This window comes from Enterobacter cloacae complex sp. SHL021, assembly GCF_049237765.1.
GTDB classification, from domain to species: Bacteria; Pseudomonadota; Gammaproteobacteria; order Enterobacterales; family Enterobacteriaceae; genus Enterobacter; species Enterobacter cloacae.
On sequence record NZ_JBMKJG010000002.1, the window covers coordinates 262,382 to 280,086 of the forward strand.

15 protein-coding genes and 1 riboswitch are annotated in these 17,705 nt (G+C 56.9%); of the genes, 5 read left to right on the plus strand and 10 right to left on the minus strand.

All coding sequences use genetic code 11. From position 1 onward, the window contains the following. Positions 1-104 precede the first annotated feature (104 nt). The 4 genes from polB to araB form a co-directional block, all read right to left on the minus strand. On the minus strand, positions 105-2,462 hold the full coding sequence (gene polB / locus ACOTZF_RS03375) for a DNA polymerase II (protein ID WP_129252037.1): 2,358 nt from the start codon (positions 2,460-2,462) through the stop codon (positions 105-107). 74 nt (positions 2,463-2,536) lie between these two features. Next, a complete protein-coding gene (araD, locus tag ACOTZF_RS03380) occupies positions 2,537-3,232 on the minus strand; it encodes an L-ribulose-5-phosphate 4-epimerase (RefSeq protein WP_013095548.1) in 696 nt (231 codons plus the stop codon). A gap of 86 nt (positions 3,233-3,318) precedes the next feature. After that, positions 3,319-4,821, minus strand: a complete 1,503-nt coding sequence (araA, locus tag ACOTZF_RS03385) for an L-arabinose isomerase (protein WP_020688483.1) — start codon at positions 4,819-4,821, stop codon at positions 3,319-3,321. Positions 4,822-4,831: 10 nt separating this feature from the next. Beyond that, entirely contained in the window at positions 4,832-6,541 is a 1,710-nt protein-coding gene (gene araB / locus ACOTZF_RS03390; protein WP_129317703.1) for a ribulokinase, read from the minus strand. Positions 6,542-6,877: 336 nt separating this feature from the next. Here araB and araC point away from each other — a divergent pair, with 336 nt between their 5' ends. Then, positions 6,878-7,723 (plus strand): arabinose operon transcriptional regulator AraC, encoded by an 846-nt coding sequence (gene araC / locus ACOTZF_RS03395; protein ID WP_013095551.1) that lies wholly within the window; start codon positions 6,878-6,880, stop codon positions 7,721-7,723. Between the two features lie 128 nt (positions 7,724-7,851). Then, positions 7,852-8,619, plus strand: a complete 768-nt coding sequence (locus ACOTZF_RS03400) for a DedA family protein (protein ID WP_013095552.1) — start codon at positions 7,852-7,854, stop codon at positions 8,617-8,619. Here the strand turns inward: ACOTZF_RS03400 and thiQ are convergent. The 4 genes from thiQ to sgrR all read right to left on the minus strand — a co-directional run bounded on the left by thiQ (position 8,609) and on the right by sgrR (position 13,687). Then, positions 8,609-9,310 (minus strand): thiamine ABC transporter ATP-binding protein ThiQ, encoded by a 702-nt coding sequence (gene thiQ, locus ACOTZF_RS03405; RefSeq protein WP_129252031.1) that lies wholly within the window; start codon positions 9,308-9,310, stop codon positions 8,609-8,611. The two genes, ACOTZF_RS03400 and thiQ, sit on opposite strands and share 11 nt — an antisense overlap. Then, on the minus strand, positions 9,294-10,904 hold the full coding sequence (gene thiP, locus ACOTZF_RS03410; RefSeq protein WP_129252029.1) for a thiamine/thiamine pyrophosphate ABC transporter permease ThiP: 1,611 nt from the start codon (positions 10,902-10,904) through the stop codon (positions 9,294-9,296). Before thiP ends, thiQ begins: the two co-directional genes overlap by 17 nt. After that, positions 10,880-11,863 (minus strand): thiamine ABC transporter substrate binding subunit, encoded by a 984-nt coding sequence (gene thiB, locus ACOTZF_RS03415; RefSeq protein ID WP_013095555.1) that lies wholly within the window; start codon positions 11,861-11,863, stop codon positions 10,880-10,882. Before thiB ends, thiP begins: the two co-directional genes overlap by 25 nt. Before the next feature lie 31 nt (positions 11,864-11,894). Further along, a riboswitch (TPP riboswitch) is annotated at positions 11,895-11,995 on the minus strand. A gap of 36 nt (positions 11,996-12,031) precedes the next feature. Next, entirely contained in the window at positions 12,032-13,687 is a 1,656-nt protein-coding gene (gene sgrR, locus ACOTZF_RS03420) for an HTH-type transcriptional regulator SgrR (protein ID WP_013095556.1), read from the minus strand. Between the two features lie 88 nt (positions 13,688-13,775). Here sgrR and sgrT point away from each other — a divergent pair, with 88 nt between their 5' ends. From sgrT to ACOTZF_RS03435, 3 genes are all read left to right on the plus strand, one after another. Further along, positions 13,776-13,928, plus strand: a complete 153-nt coding sequence (gene sgrT, locus ACOTZF_RS03425; RefSeq protein ID WP_013095557.1) for a glucose uptake inhibitor SgrT — start codon at positions 13,776-13,778, stop codon at positions 13,926-13,928. 121 nt (positions 13,929-14,049) lie between these two features. Further along, positions 14,050-15,228: a sugar efflux transporter gene (locus ACOTZF_RS03430; protein ID WP_013095558.1), complete on the plus strand. Its 1,179-nt coding sequence runs from the start codon at positions 14,050-14,052 to the stop codon at positions 15,226-15,228. A gap of 216 nt (positions 15,229-15,444) precedes the next feature. Next, positions 15,445-15,597 carry a Hok/Gef family protein gene (locus tag ACOTZF_RS03435; RefSeq protein WP_010427008.1) on the plus strand — a complete coding sequence of 51 codons (153 nt, stop codon included), beginning with the start codon at positions 15,445-15,447 and terminating at the stop codon, positions 15,595-15,597. Positions 15,598-15,688: 91 nt separating this feature from the next. Here the strand turns inward: ACOTZF_RS03435 and leuD are convergent, their stop codons facing one another. After that, positions 15,689-16,294 (minus strand): 3-isopropylmalate dehydratase small subunit, encoded by a 606-nt coding sequence (leuD, locus tag ACOTZF_RS03440; protein WP_013095559.1) that lies wholly within the window; start codon positions 16,292-16,294, stop codon positions 15,689-15,691. 10 nt (positions 16,295-16,304) lie between these two features. After that, entirely contained in the window at positions 16,305-17,705 is a 1,401-nt protein-coding gene (leuC, locus tag ACOTZF_RS03445; RefSeq protein WP_013095560.1) for a 3-isopropylmalate dehydratase large subunit, read from the minus strand.

Genomic DNA, 17,705 nt, shown 5'->3' on the forward strand with positions numbered 1-17,705 from the left:
TGCAGGCAATAGTTCAACCACCGTCAAAAAAGACGGTCATCGAAAAATGGGTCCGGGAGTGGAAAGGGCGCTATGGTACTGGATGGCAGCGATTTCGTCACGTGTCAAAATAGGCCAAGCTGCCCTGTCACTAGTGTAGCAAAATCGTCGTCAATGAACGGCAAAATTCCATCCGCGACGGGCTGAAGCTGGCGCGTCAGGTAATGGTCGTAGTCCAGCGCAGAGTGTTGATAATCCACGGGCTCTGGCCCGTTTGTCGTCCAGACATACTTGATGGTGCCCCGGTTCTGATACTGCGGGGCGCGCCCCCGACGGACGTTCTCTTCATCCGCCAGACGCGCGGCGCGGACGTGCGGCGGAACGTTACGCTGATACTCGGCCAGCGGGCGGCGCAGGCGTTTGCGATATACCAGCTGGTTGTCGAGCTCGCCAGCCATCAGGCTGGCTATCGTCTCGCGGACGTAGTCCTGATAAGGCTCATTACGAAAGATCCGCAAATAGAGCGTTTGCTGGAACTGCTGAGCCAGCGGAGTCCAGTCTGTGCGCACCGTCTCCAGCCCTTTAAACACCATGCGTTGCTTTTCACCTTCCTGAATCAGTCCGGCGTAGCGTTTCTTGCTGCCCTGATCGGTTCCACGGATAGTGGGCATTAAAAAGCGGCTGAAATGGGTTTCATACTCCAGCTCTAACGCACTGGTTAACCGCTCTTTTTGCAAATGCGCTTGCCACCAGTCGTTCACGAAGGCCACCAGCTGTTTGCCAATTCGCGCGGCTTCCTCTTCGGCGTGTGCGCCCTTCAACCAGACGAAGGTGGAGTCGGTATCGCCATAGATCACTTCATAGCCCTGGGATTCGATCAGCGCCTTTGTCTGGCGCATGATCTCATGCCCGCGCATGGTGATAGACGAGGCGAGACGCGGGTCGAAGAAGCGACAGGCGCTGGTGCCCAGCACACCGTAAAAGGCGTTCATGATAATTTTCAGCGCCTGAGAAAGCGGCTTGTTGCCGTGGCGCTTGGCCTCGTCGCGCCCGTGCCAGATCTGCCCCACGATCTCCGGCAGGCAGTGTTTCTCCCGTGAGAAACGCGCCCCCAGAAACCCGTTGGTGCTGTGCATATCGTCCGGCTGCGCCATCCCCTCTACCAGCCCCACCGGATCAATCAGAAAGGTGCGGATAATCGAGGGGTAGAGGCTTTTGTAGTCCAGTACCAGCACGGAGTCATACAGTCCCGGCCGGGAATCCATCACGTAGCCGCCTGGGCTTGCCTGCGGCGGTACGTCCCCCAGGTTCGGTGCGACGTAGCCTGCCCGGTGCATGCGGGGAAAGTACAGATGGCTGAATGCCGCCACGGAACCGCCGTGCCGATCAGCGGCAAGACCGTTCACTGTGGCGCGTTCCAGCAGAAAAGGCATGATCTCGGTTTTGTGGAAAATCTGCGTAACCAGCTCACAATCTTTCAGGTTATAGGTGGCAAGTGCCGGTTTGTCTTCGTTGAAGCGGCGGTCGATCTCATCCATTCGGTCCCACGGGTTATCAATGGATTTCCCTTCCCCCAGCAGCTCCTGCGCCACTGCCTCCAGCGAGAAGGAAGAGAAATTCCAGAATGCGGATTTCAGCGCCTCGATGCCGTCGATAATCAGGCGACCGTTGGCTTGTGCGAAGAAGACGCCGTTTTTGAAACCGTGCTCGCGCCATTCCAGTTCGCTATGACCCCGCCCAAGCATGAGCGGGATGCGGTAACGCTCGGCGTGTTTTTGCAGTACCCGCAGGTCGAACTGCACCACGTTCCAGCCGATCAGGACATCGGGATCGCGATCGGCAAACCACTGGTTCAGTTTTTCCAGCAGTTGTGGTCGACTGTTGACGTACTCCAGCCGGAAGTCCAGCGCGGAGGCATCACCATTCGGTGGCCCGAGCATATAGACAACCCGGTCGCCGCAGCCTTCAAGACCAATACAGTACAGTTCACCGTGACGGGTGGTTTCGATGTCCAGTGAGACCCATTTCAACGGCGGACGGTAGTGCGGGTTGGGTTTCAGACGGGCGTTAATCAGCCCGCCGTTGTGCGCCGTGCCATCAACCCAGACAGGGGCGGTAATAAACCGCTCCATCAGAAAACGTTCCGGGGGACGAATATCGGCTTCGTACAGGGTGACGCCCGCCTCGCGCAGCAGTTTTTCATAGCGCATCAGCTGGCGATGGGCGCGACAATAGAGACCGTAAACCGGCTGGCGATGGAAATCTTTCAGCTCGAGTGGCGTGATGCGCCAGTTGTTTTCACCGCGCAGTAGCTGCTTTACTTTGTCGATGTGGGCTTCGGGAATAAATGCCACAGACTCCTGTGGCGGCAGGGTAACGCGCAGCGGGCCGTTGTCCGTCGCCAGCCAGAACTCCACCTCTGTTCCCTGAGGCGTATCCCGCCAGTGTCGGGTCAGTAAAAAACCTTCTTGCGCCTGCGTCACGCCGTTATCCCATAAAACAAAACCAGGCCTGATTATAGCCTGGTTAGCGGTTTTATGCTGGGTTTATATACAGTTTATTGCCCGTAATAGGCTTTTGCACCGTGCTTGCGCAGGTAGTGTTTGTCCAGCAGCGTCTGTTGCATATCCGGCAACTGTGGTGCCAGTTGACGACAGAAGATGCCCATATAGGCCACCTCTTCCAGCACAATCGCGTTATGCACTGCATCCTCCGCATTTTTGCCCCACGCAAACGGGCCGTGAGAATGCACCAGCACCCCAGGCATCTGTGCTGCGTCGATTCCCTGTTTTTCAAAGGTTTCGACAATCACATTGCCGGTTTCCCACTCGTACTCGCCGTTGATTTCCGCATCGGTCATCAGGCGGGTGCAGGGGATGGTGCCGTAAAAGTAGTCTGCGTGCGTGGTACCGGTAGCCGGGATGGACTGGCCTGCCTGCGCCCAGATAGTCGCATGACGCGAGTGGGTATGCACAATGCCGCCGATGGTCGGAAATGCCTGATACAGCAGGCGATGGGTGGGGGTATCGGAGGAGGGTTTTTTCTTCCCTTCCACCACTTCACCGGTTGCAATGCTGACCACAACCATATCGTCAGCGGTCATCACCGTATAATCCACGCCGGAGGGCTTGATGACGAACACCCCTTTTTCGCGGTCAACGGCGCTGACGTTGCCCCAGGTCAGGGTCACCAGATTATGTTTAGGCAGCGCCAGGTTGGCTTCGAGTACCTGGCGTTTGAGATCTTCTAGCATTGTTGTCTCCCGCCGGATGGCGCTTCGCTTATCCGGCCTACACAATCGTAGGCCCGGTAAACGCAGTGCCACCGGGCACGTCGTACTTAACGTTTCGAACCGTAATAGACTTCATTCCAGCGCAGCGCGTCTTTAAACGCGGGCAGACGGGTATCGTTATCGATCACGGTCAGTTCGATGTCGTGCAGTTCAGCGAACTGACGCATATCGTTGAGATCCAGCGCGTGACTGAAGACGGTATGGTGTGCGCCACCGGCGACGATCCAGGCTTCGGAGGCGGTTGGCAGATCGGGCTGCGCTTTCCACAGGGCGTTGGCGACCGGCAGTTTTGGCAGCGCGTGTGGCGTTTCAACCGCATCCACACAGTTCACCAGCAGGCGGAAACGATCGCCCAGGTCGATCAGGCTGGCGTTGATGGCCGGGCCGGTACGGGTGTTGAAGATTAAACGTGCCGGATCCGCTTTACCGCCAATGCCGAGGTGCTGCACGTCGAGGATCGGTTTCTCTTCAACGGCAATGGACGGGCACACTTCCAGCATGTGTGAACCGAGTACCAGGTCGTTGCCATTTTCGAAGTGGTAGGTGTAGTCCTCCATAAAGGAGGTGCCGCCCTGCAGACCGGTTGACATCACTTTCATGATGCGAAGCAGAGCGGCAGTTTTCCAGTCGCCTTCGCCCGCGAAGCCGTAGCCCTGCTGCATCAGACGTTGTACTGCCAGACCCGGCAGTTGTTTCAGACCATGGAGATCTTCAAATGTCGTGGTAAAGGCGTGGAAGCCACCCTGTTCCAGGAAGCGTTTCATCCCCAGTTCAATGCGCGCCGCGTCCAGCACGTTCTGGCGTTTGTCACCCTTCACCTGCGCCGCTGCGGTGAGGCGGTAGCTGCTTTCGTATTCGTCAACCAGCGCGCTCACGTCGCCATCGCCGATCTCATTGACGACCTGCACCAGGTCACCCACGGCCCAGGTGTTCACGGAAAAACCAAACTTGATCTGCGCGGCAACTTTATCACCGTCGGTGACTGCCACTTCACGCATGTTGTCGCCAAATCGCACCACTTTCAGATGGCGGGTATCCTGTTTGGAAACGGCCTGACGCATCCAGGAGCCGATGCGTTTCTGCGCATGTTGATCCTGCCAGTGTCCGGTCACTACGGCGTGCTGCTGACGCATACGGGCGCCGATGAAGCCGAACTCACGGCCGCCGTGTGCGGTCTGGTTCAGGTTCATAAAGTCCATATCAATGCTGTCCCATGGCAGGGAGGCGTTGAACTGGGTATGGAATTGCAGCAGCGGTTTGTTGAGGATAGACAGACCGTTGATCCACATTTTGGCGGGTGAGAAGGTGTGCAGCCACACCACCAGACCCGCACATTTATCGTCGTAGTTTGCGTCACGGCAGATATGGGTGATCTCATCCGGCGTCGTGCCCAGCGGCTTCAGCACCAGTTTGCATGGCAGTTTGGCCTCAGCATTCAGCGCGTTCACGACGTGTTCCGCATGTTTCGTCACCTGTTGCAACGCTTGCGGTCCGTACAAATGCTGGCTGCCAATCACAAACCACACTTCATAATTATCAAAAATGGTCATCGTCGTGTCCTTAATGGGTCAGGGTTGCCGTCGTGTCCGCGGTGTGTTTTGACGGGGCGGCGACAGGGAGATAGTGAAGTTCGGCGCTTTTTGCCCATTGCTGGTAGCGCTGATAAAGCTGTTCAAAGCGTTGCGCCTGTTGAGCACGCGGCTGAAGGGTGTTTTCGACCGCGCTTGCCATACGCTGCTGTGCAGTCGGGATATCGGCGTGTACGCCCGCGGCAACGGCGGCGAAAATGGCCGCGCCCAGCGCGCAGCATTGATCGGATGCGACTATCTGCAGCGGACGGTTCAGCACGTCGCAGCAGGCCTGCATGATCACCGGGTTTTTACGGGCGATACCGCCCAGCGCCATGACGTTATTGACGTCGATGCCCTGTTCGGTGAAGCACTCCATAATCGCGCGCGCGCCAAAGGCGGTGGCTGCAATCAGGCCGCCAAACAGGGCCGGGGCATCGGTCGCCAGATTGAGATCGGTGATAACGCCTTTAAGACGCTGGTTGGCAAATGGCGTACGGCGGCCGTTGAACCAGTCGAGCACCACCGGCAGGTGTTCAAGAGACGGATTTTTCGCCCACGCGGCGGTGAGCTGGGGCAGCAGCTGTTTCTTACTCTCGGCAATCTGGGTTTTCAGTTCCGGGTGCGCGGTCGCCAGCTGGTCCAGCGGCCAGCCCAGTACCCGACCAAACCAGGCGTAAATATCGCCAAACGCAGACTGCCCGGCTTCCAGACCGATAAAGTCCGGCACCACGCTGCCGTCGACTTGTCCGCAGATACCTTTCACTGCGCGGTCACCGACGCTGGCCTTATCCGCCGTCAGGATGTCGCAGGTGGAGGTGCCGATCACTTTCACCAGCGTATTGGGTTGGGCGCCAGCGCCCACCGCGCCCATATGGCAGTCAAACGCACCGCCGGAGATTGCCACGTTTTGCGGCAGGCCCAGGCGTGTTGCCCACTCTTCACAGAGCGTGCCCACCGGAATATCGGCGGTAAAGGTGTCGGTAAAGAGCGGGTACTTCAGGCTCTTGTTGATAATCGGATCGAGTTCATCGAAGAAGGCTGCCGGTGGCAGACCGCCCCAGCTTTCATGCCATAGGGATTTATGCCCGGCGCTGCAGCGGCCGCGGCGAATATCCTGCGGGCGGGTGGTACCTGAGAGCAGGGCAGGAACCCAGTCACACAGTTCAATCCACGATGCGGCTGCCTGTGCAACCGCTGCGTCAGCGCGGGTGACATGCAGGATCTTGGCCCAGAACCATTCACTGGAATAAATTCCGCCGATGTAGCGCGAATAGTCGGTTTTGCCCGGCTGGTGGCACAACCGGGTGATGGCTTCGGCCTCTTCGACGGCGGTATGGTCTTTCCACAGCACAAACATGGCGTTCGGGTTGTCGGCGAATTCAGGACGCAGCGCCAGCACCCGGCCTTCCGCATCCACTGGCGCGGGGGTAGAACCGGTGCTGTCTACGCCGATCCCAACCACCTCTGCACGCTGGGCGTCAGTCAGCTCTGCCAGCACGGTTTTGATTGCCGCTTCCATCGACTCAATGTAGTCGCGTGGATGGTGACGGAACTGGTTGTTTGGCGCATCGCAGTAGCGCCCCTCTTGCCAGCGTGGGTACCACTCAACGCTGGTTGCTATCTCCTGGCCGGACGTACAGTCCACTGCCAGGGCGCGAACCGAGTCGCTGCCAAAATCGAGGCCAATCGCAATTGCCATGGTGTTGCTCCATCAGAAAACAGGTATGAGAGAACATTAGAGACTGGGGGCGAAAATCGTCAGGCAGGATCCGCTAATCTTATGGATTAAATTGCTGTTGAGATGGAAAGTGTGACGCCGTGCAAATATTCAATGTGGACATTTCTGCCGCACTTATAGACACTTTTGTTACTGCTTATCTGCCCACTCTGGCGGAGAAATCAGGGGGAAAGGCTGAAACATGGCGGACGTAAAAGAGACGTGATGCTTTTTGGATCTCGTCGCAGGCCATTTTTATACGGCTTTTAACGATATGGACAATTGGTTTCCTTCAGTACCGTTGGGAGAACTGAATCTATGGCCGAAACGCAAAACGATCCCTTACTGCCGGGTTATTCGTTTAACGCCCACCTGGTGGCGGGGCTGACCCCTATCGAGGCTGAGGGATATCTCGATTTTTACGTTGACCGTCCGCTTGGGATGAAAGGGTACATTCTGAACCTGACCGTGCGTGGGGAAGGGATAATCAAAAACAACGATCAGCAGTTCGTCTGTCGTCCCGGCGATATGCTGCTGTTTCCGCCTGGTGAGATCCACCATTACGGGCGTCATCCGGATGCCAAAGAGTGGTATCACCAGTGGGTCTACTTCCGCCCCCGCGCCTACTGGCAGGAGTGGCTTTCGTGGCCAGCCATTTTTGCACACACCGGTTTTTACCGCCCGGACGACGCTCATCTGGCCCAGTTCCGCGAGCTGTTTGCCCAGATCATAGAGGCAGGGCAGGCCGGTGGGCGCTACGCTGAGCTGCTGGCAATTAATTTGCTTGAACAGGTGTTACTGCGCCGGATGGAGGCGATTAACGCGTCGCTTAATCCGCCGCTGGATAACCGTGTGCGTGATGCCTGCCAGTACATCAGCGACCACCTGGCCGACAGCCAGTTTGATATCGCCAGCGTGGCCCAGCATGTCTGCCTGTCGCCGTCGCGGCTGTCGCATCTGTTCCGGCAGCAGTTGGGTGTCAGCGTGCTGAGCTGGCGCGAAGATCAGCGCATCAGCCAGGCGAAACTGCTGCTCAGCACCACCCGGATGCCCATTGCCACCGTCGGGCGCAATGTGGGCTTTGAAGATCAGCTCTATTTTTCCCGCGTATTTAAAAAATGCACTGGCGCCAGCCCCAGTGAATTCCGGGCGGGATGTGAATAAACGGTAAAAAAAGATAAACAAGCAGGTGAACAACGGAAGCAACCTGTAAACTATTCAGACAATTGTTGTCTTGACGCGGTGCAGGGCGCTAAGCAGAATCCCTGATTCGTTTTCTGACCGGAATAGTTATGCAGGCATTGCTGGAACATTTTATTACCCAGTCCGTTATGTATTCGCTTATCGCCGTTGCGCTGGTGGCGTTTCTGGAATCGCTGGCGCTGGTTGGGCTGATCCTGCCTGGTACGGTGATGATGGCGGCGTTGGGCGCGTTGATTGGCAGCGGTGAGGTCAATTTCTGGCAGGCATGGCTGGCCGGTATGATCGGCTGCTTACTGGGCGACTGGATCTCCTTCTGGCTGGGCTGGCGTTTCAAGAAGCCGCTGCACCGCTGGTCTTTTATGAAAAAGAACAAAGCGTTGCTGGATAAAACCGAGCATGCGTTGCATCAGCACAGCATGTTTACGATCCTCGTCGGACGCTTTGTCGGGCCAACGCGTCCGCTGGTGCCGATGGTCGCCGGGATGCTGGATCTGCCCGTCGCAAAATTCGTTTTACCGAACATTATCGGCTGCGTCTTCTGGCCGCCGTTCTACTTCCTGCCGGGGATCCTGGCGGGGGCGGCAATTGATATTCCTGACGATGTGCAGAGCGGTGGCTTTAAATGGTTATTGCTGGCAACAGCGCTGCTGTTATGGCTCGCTGCATGGTTGTGCTGGCGGCTATGGCGCAGCGCGAAAGCGAATGTCGATCGTCTGACGCGCTATCTGCCTCGCTCGCGCTTGCTGTGGCTGGCGCCGCTGACGCTGGGCGTTGCCGTCGTGGCGCTGATCGCGCTGATTCGCCATCCGCTGATGCCGGTGTACGGTGAGATCCTGTTGAAGGTGGTCAGCCGTTAAGGATCCCCAGCAGGTGCGACGCGCTTGCTTTACCACTCATCAACTCTTCGGTTTCACCATCCCACACGATCCGACCCTCCGCGATCACCACCGATCGCGGGGCGATGCGTGCGGCATCTTCAATACTGTGTGACACCATCAGCATCGTCAGTTGCTGACGCTGGCAGACCTGCTGTACCAGGGCGAGCATCTCCTGGCGCAGCGCGGGATCGAGTGCAGAGAAGGGCTCATCCAGCAGCAGTATCGGCTGCTCGCGAACCAGACAGCGAGCCAGCGCCACGCGCTGACGTTGTCCGCCAGAGAGCTCTCCGGGGAGCCGGTCAATAAACGTGGTAATGCCCATCTGCCCGGCAATCTTTTCCAGCTTCTTGCGCTGCGCGTCGTTCAGTTTCAGCCCCGGATCCATACCCAGCGCGATGTTTTGCCGCACCGTCAGATGGGTGAACAGGTTATTTTCCTGGAACAGCATCGAGACCGGACGCCTGGCGGGCGGGGTGTAGGTATGGTCGTTGTTTTCAATGATTATCGACCCGCTTGCCGGTTGCAGAAAACCGGCAATCAGATTGAGTAAGGTACTTTTCCCTGCCCCGCTTGGGCCAAGCACGGCAATCATCTCACCCGGGCGTACCGACAGGCTGAAACGCATAGGCAGGTGCTGGTAGAGCCAGGTGACATCAGTCAGTTTTAACATTGCGCCCCGGAAGTTTTTCGATAACGGTAAATAAGGCAAAGCACAGCAACAGCAGCAACAGCGCCGTGACGGCCCCCTCCTGGCTGCGATAGGAGCCGATCTGCTGATACAACCAGTATGGCAGCGTGCGGAAATCTTCATTGCCGAAGAGCGCCACCACACCAAAATCTCCAATGGAGAGCACACAAGCGAAGGCCAGCGCCTGAGCAAGCGGGCGTTTCAGCGCGCGCAGTTCAACCACCTTTAACCGGCGCCAGCCCTGTATACCAAGCGACTGACACAGCAAAGCGTAACGGCTGTTGACGTCGCGCATGGGGTTTTCCAGCACCTTCAGCGCATAGGGAATGGCCATCAGGGCGTTGGTAAAAATCACGATTCCGTCGACGCTTTCCGGCAGACCAACCGTACTGTTGAACAATAAAAAGAAGCCGGTTGCCAGGACGATGCCCGGCATTGCGAGGATTAACATCCCCGTCAGCTCCAGCGCTTGTCCGGCTTTGCGCGCCTGGCGCGCATAAAGTTCGCGACTGCTCCACAGCAGCATCATGGTCAGCACGACACACAATAGCCCGGCAGCCAGTGCGATGCGCAAGGATGTCCAGGTCGCCTGCCAGAGGACGGGCTGTTGCAACACGGAGACGAGGTTAAGGTTAACGCCATCGACGATGACGGCCATCAGCGGCGGCAGCAGCAGCAGCAGGGCCAGTACGATCAACATCACATCCGCGATTCGGCTGTGCAGGCTGTCCTGTGGATCGCGCCAGCCTGTAATCTGATGACTGCCCGGTGGAATGGCTTTGCTCAGACGCTGACTCAGCAGGACCAGCACAAGACAGCACAGCATCTGCACCAGAGCCAGAAGCGCAGCGCGGCCGGGGTCGTAGTCGTAACTCAGCGCCTGGTAAATCGCCAGTTCGATGGTGGTCGCCTGTGGTCCACCACCAAGAGAAAGCACGGTGGCGAAACTGGCAAAACAGAGCATGAAGATCAGCGCCGCAACCGGAGGGATTTGACGGCGCAGCCATGGCCATTCGACAAAGCGGAAGAATGACCAGCCGCGCATACCCAGCTGTGCCGCAAGCTGACGCTGCTCGCCGGGGATAGCCTCCAGCGCCTGTAAAAAAAGCCGGGTCGCCATGGGCATGTTGAAAAAGATGTGCGCCAGCAGAATACCTTTGAGTCCGTAAGGGGAGAAGGTCCACTCCAGACCAAGCAGGTTAAAGAGGGCGGCCAGCCAGCCCTGACGACCATACACGCTCAGGATCCCAAATACCGCCACCAGGACGGGCAGGATCAGCGTCATGGCGCACAGTCTCAACAGCGCCTCCCTGCCGGGGAAGCGTCTGCGGTAGAGCGCCCGCGCGAGAAAAATGGCCGGGATTACCGACAGCAGGGCAGAGAGAAACGCCTGCCAGAAAGAGAACCGGATGACGTGCCAGAGATAGCTGTCGTGCCAGAGAGAGAGCAGATCACTCTCCGGCGCGTTAAACCACAATGCCAGAAAAGCACCCAGACTGACCGCCACCATCACTACGGCGGCGAGCAATCCGGGAAATAACCAACCGGGAATTAGCGGCTGACGGCGCGTTGCCATTCACTTACCCATGCTGCTCGCTGCGCGGCGACCTGCTGCGGCGTAAACTCCAGCGAGGTTTGCGGTTTGGTCAGTTGCTCAAAGCCAGCAGGTAGCGTCACGTTGGTCACAGGATACATCCAGTTACCCGTTGGGATCGCATTCTGGAACGCCGGGGAGACCATGAATTTCAGGAACTTCTCGGCCAGTTCCGGCTGCTTGCTGGCGGCAGTGCGGGCAGCCACTTCCACCTGCAGGTAATGACCTTCAGCGAAATCAGCGGCGGCGTAGTTGTCTTTCTTCTCGGCGATAATGTGATAAGCCGGGGAGGTGGTGTAGCTCAGCACCAGGTCGCTCTCCCCTTTCAGGAACAGGCCATAGGCTTCGCTCCAGCCTTTGGTGACGGTCACGGTTTTGGCGGCCAGCTTCTGCCACGCCTCCGGCGTTTTATCACCGTATACCTTCTGCATCCACAGCAGCAGCCCCAGACCCGGCGTGCTGGTGCGCGGATCTTCATAAATCACGCGCCATTTCTGGTCGCTTTCCACCAGCTCCTTCAGGCTTTTCGGCGGGTTCTTCAGCTTGTTTTTGTCATAAACAAACGCAAAATATCCGTAATCGAACGGCACAAAGGTGTCGTTTTTCCAGCCGCCCGGCACGTTAACCGCATCTGCCGCTACGCCGCTTTTGGCGAACAGTTTCGTTTGCGAGGCCGCATCCAGCAGGTTGTTATCCAGGCCGAGTACCACGTCGGCCTTGCTGTTTTTACCTTCCATACGCAGACGGTTAAGCAGCGAGACGCCATCTTCCAGCGCCACGAATTTCAGTTCGCAGTTGCAGTCGGCTTCAAAGGCTTTTTTGACGACCGGGCCTGGGCCCCAGTCGGCAGAAAAGGAGTCGTAGGTGTAGACCGTCAGGACGGGTTTTGCGAAAGCAGGCAGCGCAAACAGCGCCAGCAGGGGAAGCACTTTTTTTAACACTTTGCACCTCAAGGTTGAGTGGCAAAGGATTTTGAGCGACAGCCTCAAATCCCTTCGCCGGCGTTATCCGGATCAGGTTCGACGGGTATTATCTCAGCGCACATCAGTGATGCAGCACCCCGTTGAGAACGGCGCTATTGTAATGATTTGGCGAATATTACGAAAGTGTTATGGCTCTGGTGGCGCAAACCAGGCGGATTTAAAATCAAACCAGCCCAGCGTATTCATCCGTAGCCCCCGCATACTGCGCTGACCCTGGATCATCAGCCAGTGGTGGATCAGCGGCACGATCGCCTGTTCGGCCAACAGCGCCTGACACCAGGTGGCCAGGTTCATCTCACCCGCGCGCCACTGCGCCGCATCCTGCTGCCAGTCCCGATCGATACAGTGCTGGATCAGCGGGACTTCATACAGGTGTGAGAAGAGCGAGAAATCGAGCGGCAGGGTGAAGTTGGCGCTGTTCAGCCAGATATCGCTGGTCAGTTCCCCCTGGTGCCATTCGTCATAGTCCACTTCCCTGATGTCCAGCCGGACGCCTTCTGCGGCCAGCAGTCTGGTCATGATCCTGGCGATAAAACGGTGTTCCACGTGCTCGCGGTAGTAGGTCAGGGTGACAGACTCCAGCCCTGCCGGTTTGTCACAGTGGGCAGGTCGGGCATGATGCCAGCGAGGAAGCAACCCGTACGCCGGAAACCAGTACGTCTGATACTGTTCTTCCGCATGGTAAATCAGATTAGAAGGAGATAAGACGTGGCTGATCCATTTGCGTACCGCCTGATTGGCCCCGCGGTGGGTGCGGCTGTCAAACAGCAGGTAGTAGCAGCCCTCCTCAAGGCGGCTTTCCACCGCCTTTTCGCCCGTTGTGGGGCCTTCAAGCGTCAGCCCGGCGCTGAGCTCTTCATTGAGATCCGGTAATACCCAGACGTTCACTTCGTCGATCAGCGCCCGGTAGCCAAAATAGTCATCAAACGCGCGAATTTTCAGCTGGTTATTGGTGTTACGCGACACGGCATAGGGCCCGGTGCCAATGGGCTGGCTGGCAAAATTGTGCAGCGATTCCCACTCTCCTGGCAAAATCATTGATGGGACATACCCCAGCAGCCAGGGAAGCCATTTATCCGGCTGAGACAGTTCAATATCCAGCGTCCAGGCTGTAGGGGAGTGAACGCGCGAAATATGCGAATAAAGCGGAAGCTTGCGGGCACGCTCCAGTGAGGCGATGACATCGCGCATTTCCAGCTCGCGGCCGTGGTGAAAGTGGATACCGGGACGTAAGAAAAAGCGCCAGTGACGTGGGGAGAGTTGCTGCCAGTGGTGCGCAATATCAGCTTCCAGTTCCCCGTTTTCCTCATTTATTCGCGTCAGGCCGCTGAATATTTGTCGCGCCATATGGGTTTCTGAGCGGCGCAAGGCCGTGCCGGGGAGCAGATTCTTCATCGGGCGATAGTAGAGCACCCGCAGAATGTGGCGGCCCTGACGAAAACTCCGCCCAAGATGGGAGACCAGCATCTGACGCACTGCGGCTTTATCGCCAACCAGTTGCACCAGCTGATCGATTCTGTCCTGTTCCAGCAGGTCTTCTGCTCGCTGTTGCTGCAAGGCCAGCCCGGTATAGAGAAAGGTCAGGCGTGAGCGTTTGCCGCGTCCCGCTTCGGCTTCCCAGTTTAACCAGCCCTGTTGCTGCATGGTGTTAAGCAGCGTGCGCATATGACGTCGGGAGCAGTTAAGGAGTTCAGCCAGTTCGTTAAGCGTGGTCTCCTGCGATTGCCCTTCGCAGCACTGCCAGAGGCGGATGAATTGTTGTTGCAGACGACCAGAAGGCATAAAAGGGGAACTCCTGACAAAAAATCAGCAATTTATTAATCCCTATATTAAGCCAATAATGATTCCCGATGAAGTGAGGAGGTACATTATGAAGAGGTCTACCGCACGTCAGTTTTATCAGCAGTACTTTTCAGCGACAAAAGGAACGTCCTGGCTGGCCCGTCAGTGTGCTGAGCAACGGCTGAAAATGTTAGAAGAACTGATGCAGTGGGACGTTACGAAACCGACCTCTTCTCGCTAACTCGCCTCGATCATGTGTGACTGAGTATTGGTGCTTATCACCCGCCAGCAAAATGTTTTTTGCTGGCTTTTTTCGTTTATTCTTTCACCCAATTTCGATTCGCTTTCACAAGGACTTGCAGATGCTCTGGTTAATGACGATGGGGCGACGCCTGAACGGCGTGTATGCCGCTTTTATGCTGGTGGCCTTTATGATGGGCGTGGCGGGGGCGCTGCAGGCACCGACGCTGAGTCTTTTTCTCAGCCGGGAGGTGGGGGCGCAGCCGTTTTGGGTCGGCCTGTTTTATACCGTGAACGCCATCGCCGGGATCCTGGTGAGCCTGGGGCTGGCGAAACGATCCGACAGCCAGGGCGATCGCCGCAAGTTGATCCTCTTTTGTTGCGCCATGGCCGTGGGTAACGCGCTGCTGTTTGCCTTTAATCGTCACTACCTGACGCTGATCACCTGCGGCGTGCTGCTGGCCTCACTGGCGAACACCGCCATGCCGCAGCTGTTCGCGCTGGCCCGGGAATATGCCGACAACTCGGCGCGGGAAGTAGTGATGTTTAGCTCGGTGATGCGTGCGCAGCTCTCTCTTGCATGGGTCATTGGTCCGCCGTTGGCCTTTATGCTGGCGTTGAATTACGGTTTTACCGCCATGTTTTCCATCGCTGCGGGGATTTTTGCCATTAGCCTGGCACTGATTGCCTTCGTGCTGCCGTCAGTGGCGCGTGTCGAACAGACAGCGGATAAACCCATTACTCAGGTGAGCGGCTGGCAGGACAAAAACGTCCGTATGCTGTTTATCGCCTCCACGCTGATGTGGACCTGCAACACCATGTATATCATCGATATGCCGCTATGGATCAGCAGCGATCTGGGGCTGCCGGATAAGCTCGCGGGGATCTTAATGGGGACGGCCGCCGGGCTGGAAATTCCGGCGATGATTCTGGCGGGATACTACGTGAAACATCTCGGGAAACGCCGGATGATGCTGATAGCCGTAGCGGCCGGAGTGCTTTTCTACCTGGGGCTGATTTTCTTCCATTCACGAGAGGCGTTGCTGGCGCTGCAGCTGTTTAATGCTGTGTTTATCGGGATCGTGGCCGGGATAGGGATGCTCTGGTTCCAGGATTTAATGCCCGGACGGGCGGGTTCGGCGACCACACTCTTTACCAACAGTATCTCTACGGGGGTAATTCTGGCGGGGGTGATTCAGGGGGCGTTGTCGCAAAGCTATGGACATGGGTCGGTGTACTGGATGATTGCACTAACGTCGATTGTCACGCTGATGCTGACCTGGCGCGTAAAAGACGTCTGATTCTGGAAGGCGCCTTCACGAAATGAAACGATTTTCTGACAGAGTTTAAGAAGACACATAGAGTGCGTGGCGGGTGCTTGAGGCTGTTTGCCTCAGGCTTTCGCAAGAGGCAAACAGTGGAGAGTCCCACATCAAAAAACTGATGGGGAGACCAACTTCACAACCAACATTGCGAGGTTAGTCTCTTCATTGCCGAAAAGCAATAAGGAGGCTGGAATGCCAAAACGTACTCTGCTGTTAGGTTTGTTTCTGATCTGTACAACGCTGTTGATCTTTACCTGGATGGTGCGTGATTCACTGTGTGAACTGCATTTCAGACAGGAGAAAACAGAGCTGGCAGCAGTGTTGGCTTACGAAGCAAAACGTTAGCGGTATGGGCGGGGAAAGTTCCCCGCCCCTCCAGAGTGGTTGAGCCTCAACGCACCCTTATCAATGGCCCGCATCGTGCGGGCCATTGCCTTTAGCCCATAAACGCAGGCTGTTTTTTCTCGTATGCGGAGATGGCGTCTTCATGCTGAAGCGTCAGGCCAATGCTGTCCAGACCGTTCAGCATGCAGTGGCGACGGAAGGCATCGATGCTGAAGCTGTAGGTCTTATCCCCGGCTTTCACCACTTCCGCTTCCAGATCCACTTCAAACGACATGCCCGGATTTGCCTTAACCAGCGCGAACAATTCATCCACTTGCTCGTCACTCAGCGTCACCGGCAGCAGCTGGTTGTTGAAGCTGTTGCCGTAGAAGATATCTGCAAAGCTCGGGGCGATCACCACTTTAAAGCCGTAATCGGTCAGCGCCCATGGCGCGTGCTCGCGTGAGGAGCCGCAGCCAAAGTTTTCCCGTGCCAGCAGAATGGAGGCGCCTTTATATTCCGGGAAATTCAGCACAAATTCCGGGTCAGGTACCTGACCTTTATCATCCAGAAAACGCCAGTCGTTAAACAGATGAGCACCAAATCCGGTGCGGGTGACCTTCTGCAAAAATTGCTTCGGGATGATCGCATCGGTATCGACGTTAGCGGCGTCCAGAGGGACAACCCGGCCTGTATGTTGGGTAAATTTCTCTGCCATGATTGTCTCCTTATTTCAGGCTGCGAATATCGGCGAAATGGCCGGTAACTGCCGCAGCGGCGGCCATCGCCGGGCTGACCAGGTGGGTGCGTCCACCGCGGCCCTGACGACCTTCAAAGTTACGGTTACTGGTGGAGGCACAACGTTCGCCCGGATTCAGGCGGTCATTGTTCATGGCCAGACACATGGAGCAGCCAGGCAAGCGCCACTCGAAGCCTGCTTCGATAAAGATCTTATCCAGGCCTTCGGCTTCCGCCTGCGCTTTTACCGGACCAGAGCCTGGCACAACCAGCGCCTGTACGCCGGGTGCCACTTTACGGCCTTTGGCGATCTCCGCCGCGGCGCGTAAATCTTCGATACGCGAGTTGGTGCAGGAGCCAATAAAGACTTTGTCGATGGTCACATCGGTCAACGGCACACCGGGTTTGAGACCCATATACGCCAGCGCTTTTTCGGCACTGGCGCGTTCGACCGGATCGGTAAATGAGGCCGGATCGGGAATAGTGTCATTCACGGAAATGACCTGACCCGGATTGGTTCCCCAGGTCACCTGCGGGGCAATCTCCTCCGCCTGCAAGGTAACAACGGTGTCAAAAACCGCGTCATCATCGGTTTTCAGGGTTTTCCAGTACGCGACGGCGTCAGCGTAATCCTGACCTTTTGGTGCGTGCAGACGCCCTTTTACATAGTTGAAGGTGGTTTCATCCGGTGCCACCAGACCTGCTTTGGCCCCCATCTCGATGGCCATATTGCACAGAGTCATACGACCTTCCATGCTCAGCGCCTGAATAGCGTCACCGCAGAACTCAACAACGTGCCCGGTGCCGCCGGCACTGCCCGTTTTACCGATGATGGCCAGCACGATGTCTTTCGCGGTGATCCCCGGCGCGGCTTTGCCTTTCACTTCAATCTTCATGGTTTTGGCTCGGCCCTGTTTCAGGGTCTGCGTAGCCAGAACATGCTCAACTTCAGAGGTGCCAATACCGAAGGCCAGTGCACCAAACGCGCCGTGCGTTGCGGTATGGGAGTCGCCGCAGACGATGGTCATGCCGGGCAGGGTGATCCCCTGCTCAGGTCCCATCACGTGAACGATACCCTGATACGGATGGTTCAGATCGTAGAGCTCGACGCCAAACTCGTTACAGTTCTTGATCAACTCCTGCATCTGGATACGCGCCATTTCGCCCGACGCATTGATATCTTTGGTCTGGGTGGAAACGTTGTGATCCATTGTCGCGAAGGTTTTACCCGGCTGACGTACCGGGCGTTTGTGCGCACGCAGCCCATCAAATGCCTGTGGGGAGGTCACTTCGTGTACCAGATGCCTGTCGATATAGAGCAGTGGGGTTTCGTTTGGTGCCTCATAGACAACGTGTGCATCAAACAATTTTTCATATAACGTCTTCGCCAT

Excerpts from the sequence above, each read along its gene's own strand:
- araD (WP_013095548.1), bottom strand. The coding sequence starts at position 3,232 with ATGCTAGAAGATCTCAAACGCCAGGTACTCGAAGCCAACCTGGCGCTG.
- araA (WP_020688483.1), bottom strand. The coding sequence starts at position 4,821 with ATGACCATTTTTGATAATTATGAAGTGTGGTTTGTGATTGGCAGCCAG.
- araB (WP_129317703.1), bottom strand. The coding sequence starts at position 6,541 with ATGGCAATTGCGATTGGCCTCGATTTTGGCAGCGACTCGGTTCGCGCC.
- araC (WP_013095551.1), top strand. The coding sequence starts at position 6,878 with ATGGCCGAAACGCAAAACGATCCCTTACTGCCGGGTTATTCGTTTAAC.
- ACOTZF_RS03400 (WP_013095552.1), top strand. The coding sequence starts at position 7,852 with ATGCAGGCATTGCTGGAACATTTTATTACCCAGTCCGTTATGTATTCG.
- thiQ (WP_129252031.1), bottom strand. The coding sequence starts at position 9,310 with ATGTTAAAACTGACTGATGTCACCTGGCTCTACCAGCACCTGCCTATG.
- thiP (WP_129252029.1), bottom strand. The coding sequence starts at position 10,904 with ATGGCAACGCGCCGTCAGCCGCTAATTCCCGGTTGGTTATTTCCCGGA.
- sgrR (WP_013095556.1), bottom strand. The coding sequence starts at position 13,687 with ATGCCTTCTGGTCGTCTGCAACAACAATTCATCCGCCTCTGGCAGTGC.
- sgrT (WP_013095557.1), top strand. The coding sequence starts at position 13,776 with ATGAAGAGGTCTACCGCACGTCAGTTTTATCAGCAGTACTTTTCAGCG.
- ACOTZF_RS03430 (WP_013095558.1), top strand. The coding sequence starts at position 14,050 with ATGCTCTGGTTAATGACGATGGGGCGACGCCTGAACGGCGTGTATGCC.
- ACOTZF_RS03435 (WP_010427008.1), top strand. The coding sequence starts at position 15,445 with ATGCCAAAACGTACTCTGCTGTTAGGTTTGTTTCTGATCTGTACAACG.
- leuD (WP_013095559.1), bottom strand. The coding sequence starts at position 16,294 with ATGGCAGAGAAATTTACCCAACATACAGGCCGGGTTGTCCCTCTGGAC.
- leuC (WP_013095560.1), bottom strand. The coding sequence starts at position 17,705 with ATGGCGAAGACGTTATATGAAAAATTGTTTGATGCACACGTTGTCTAT.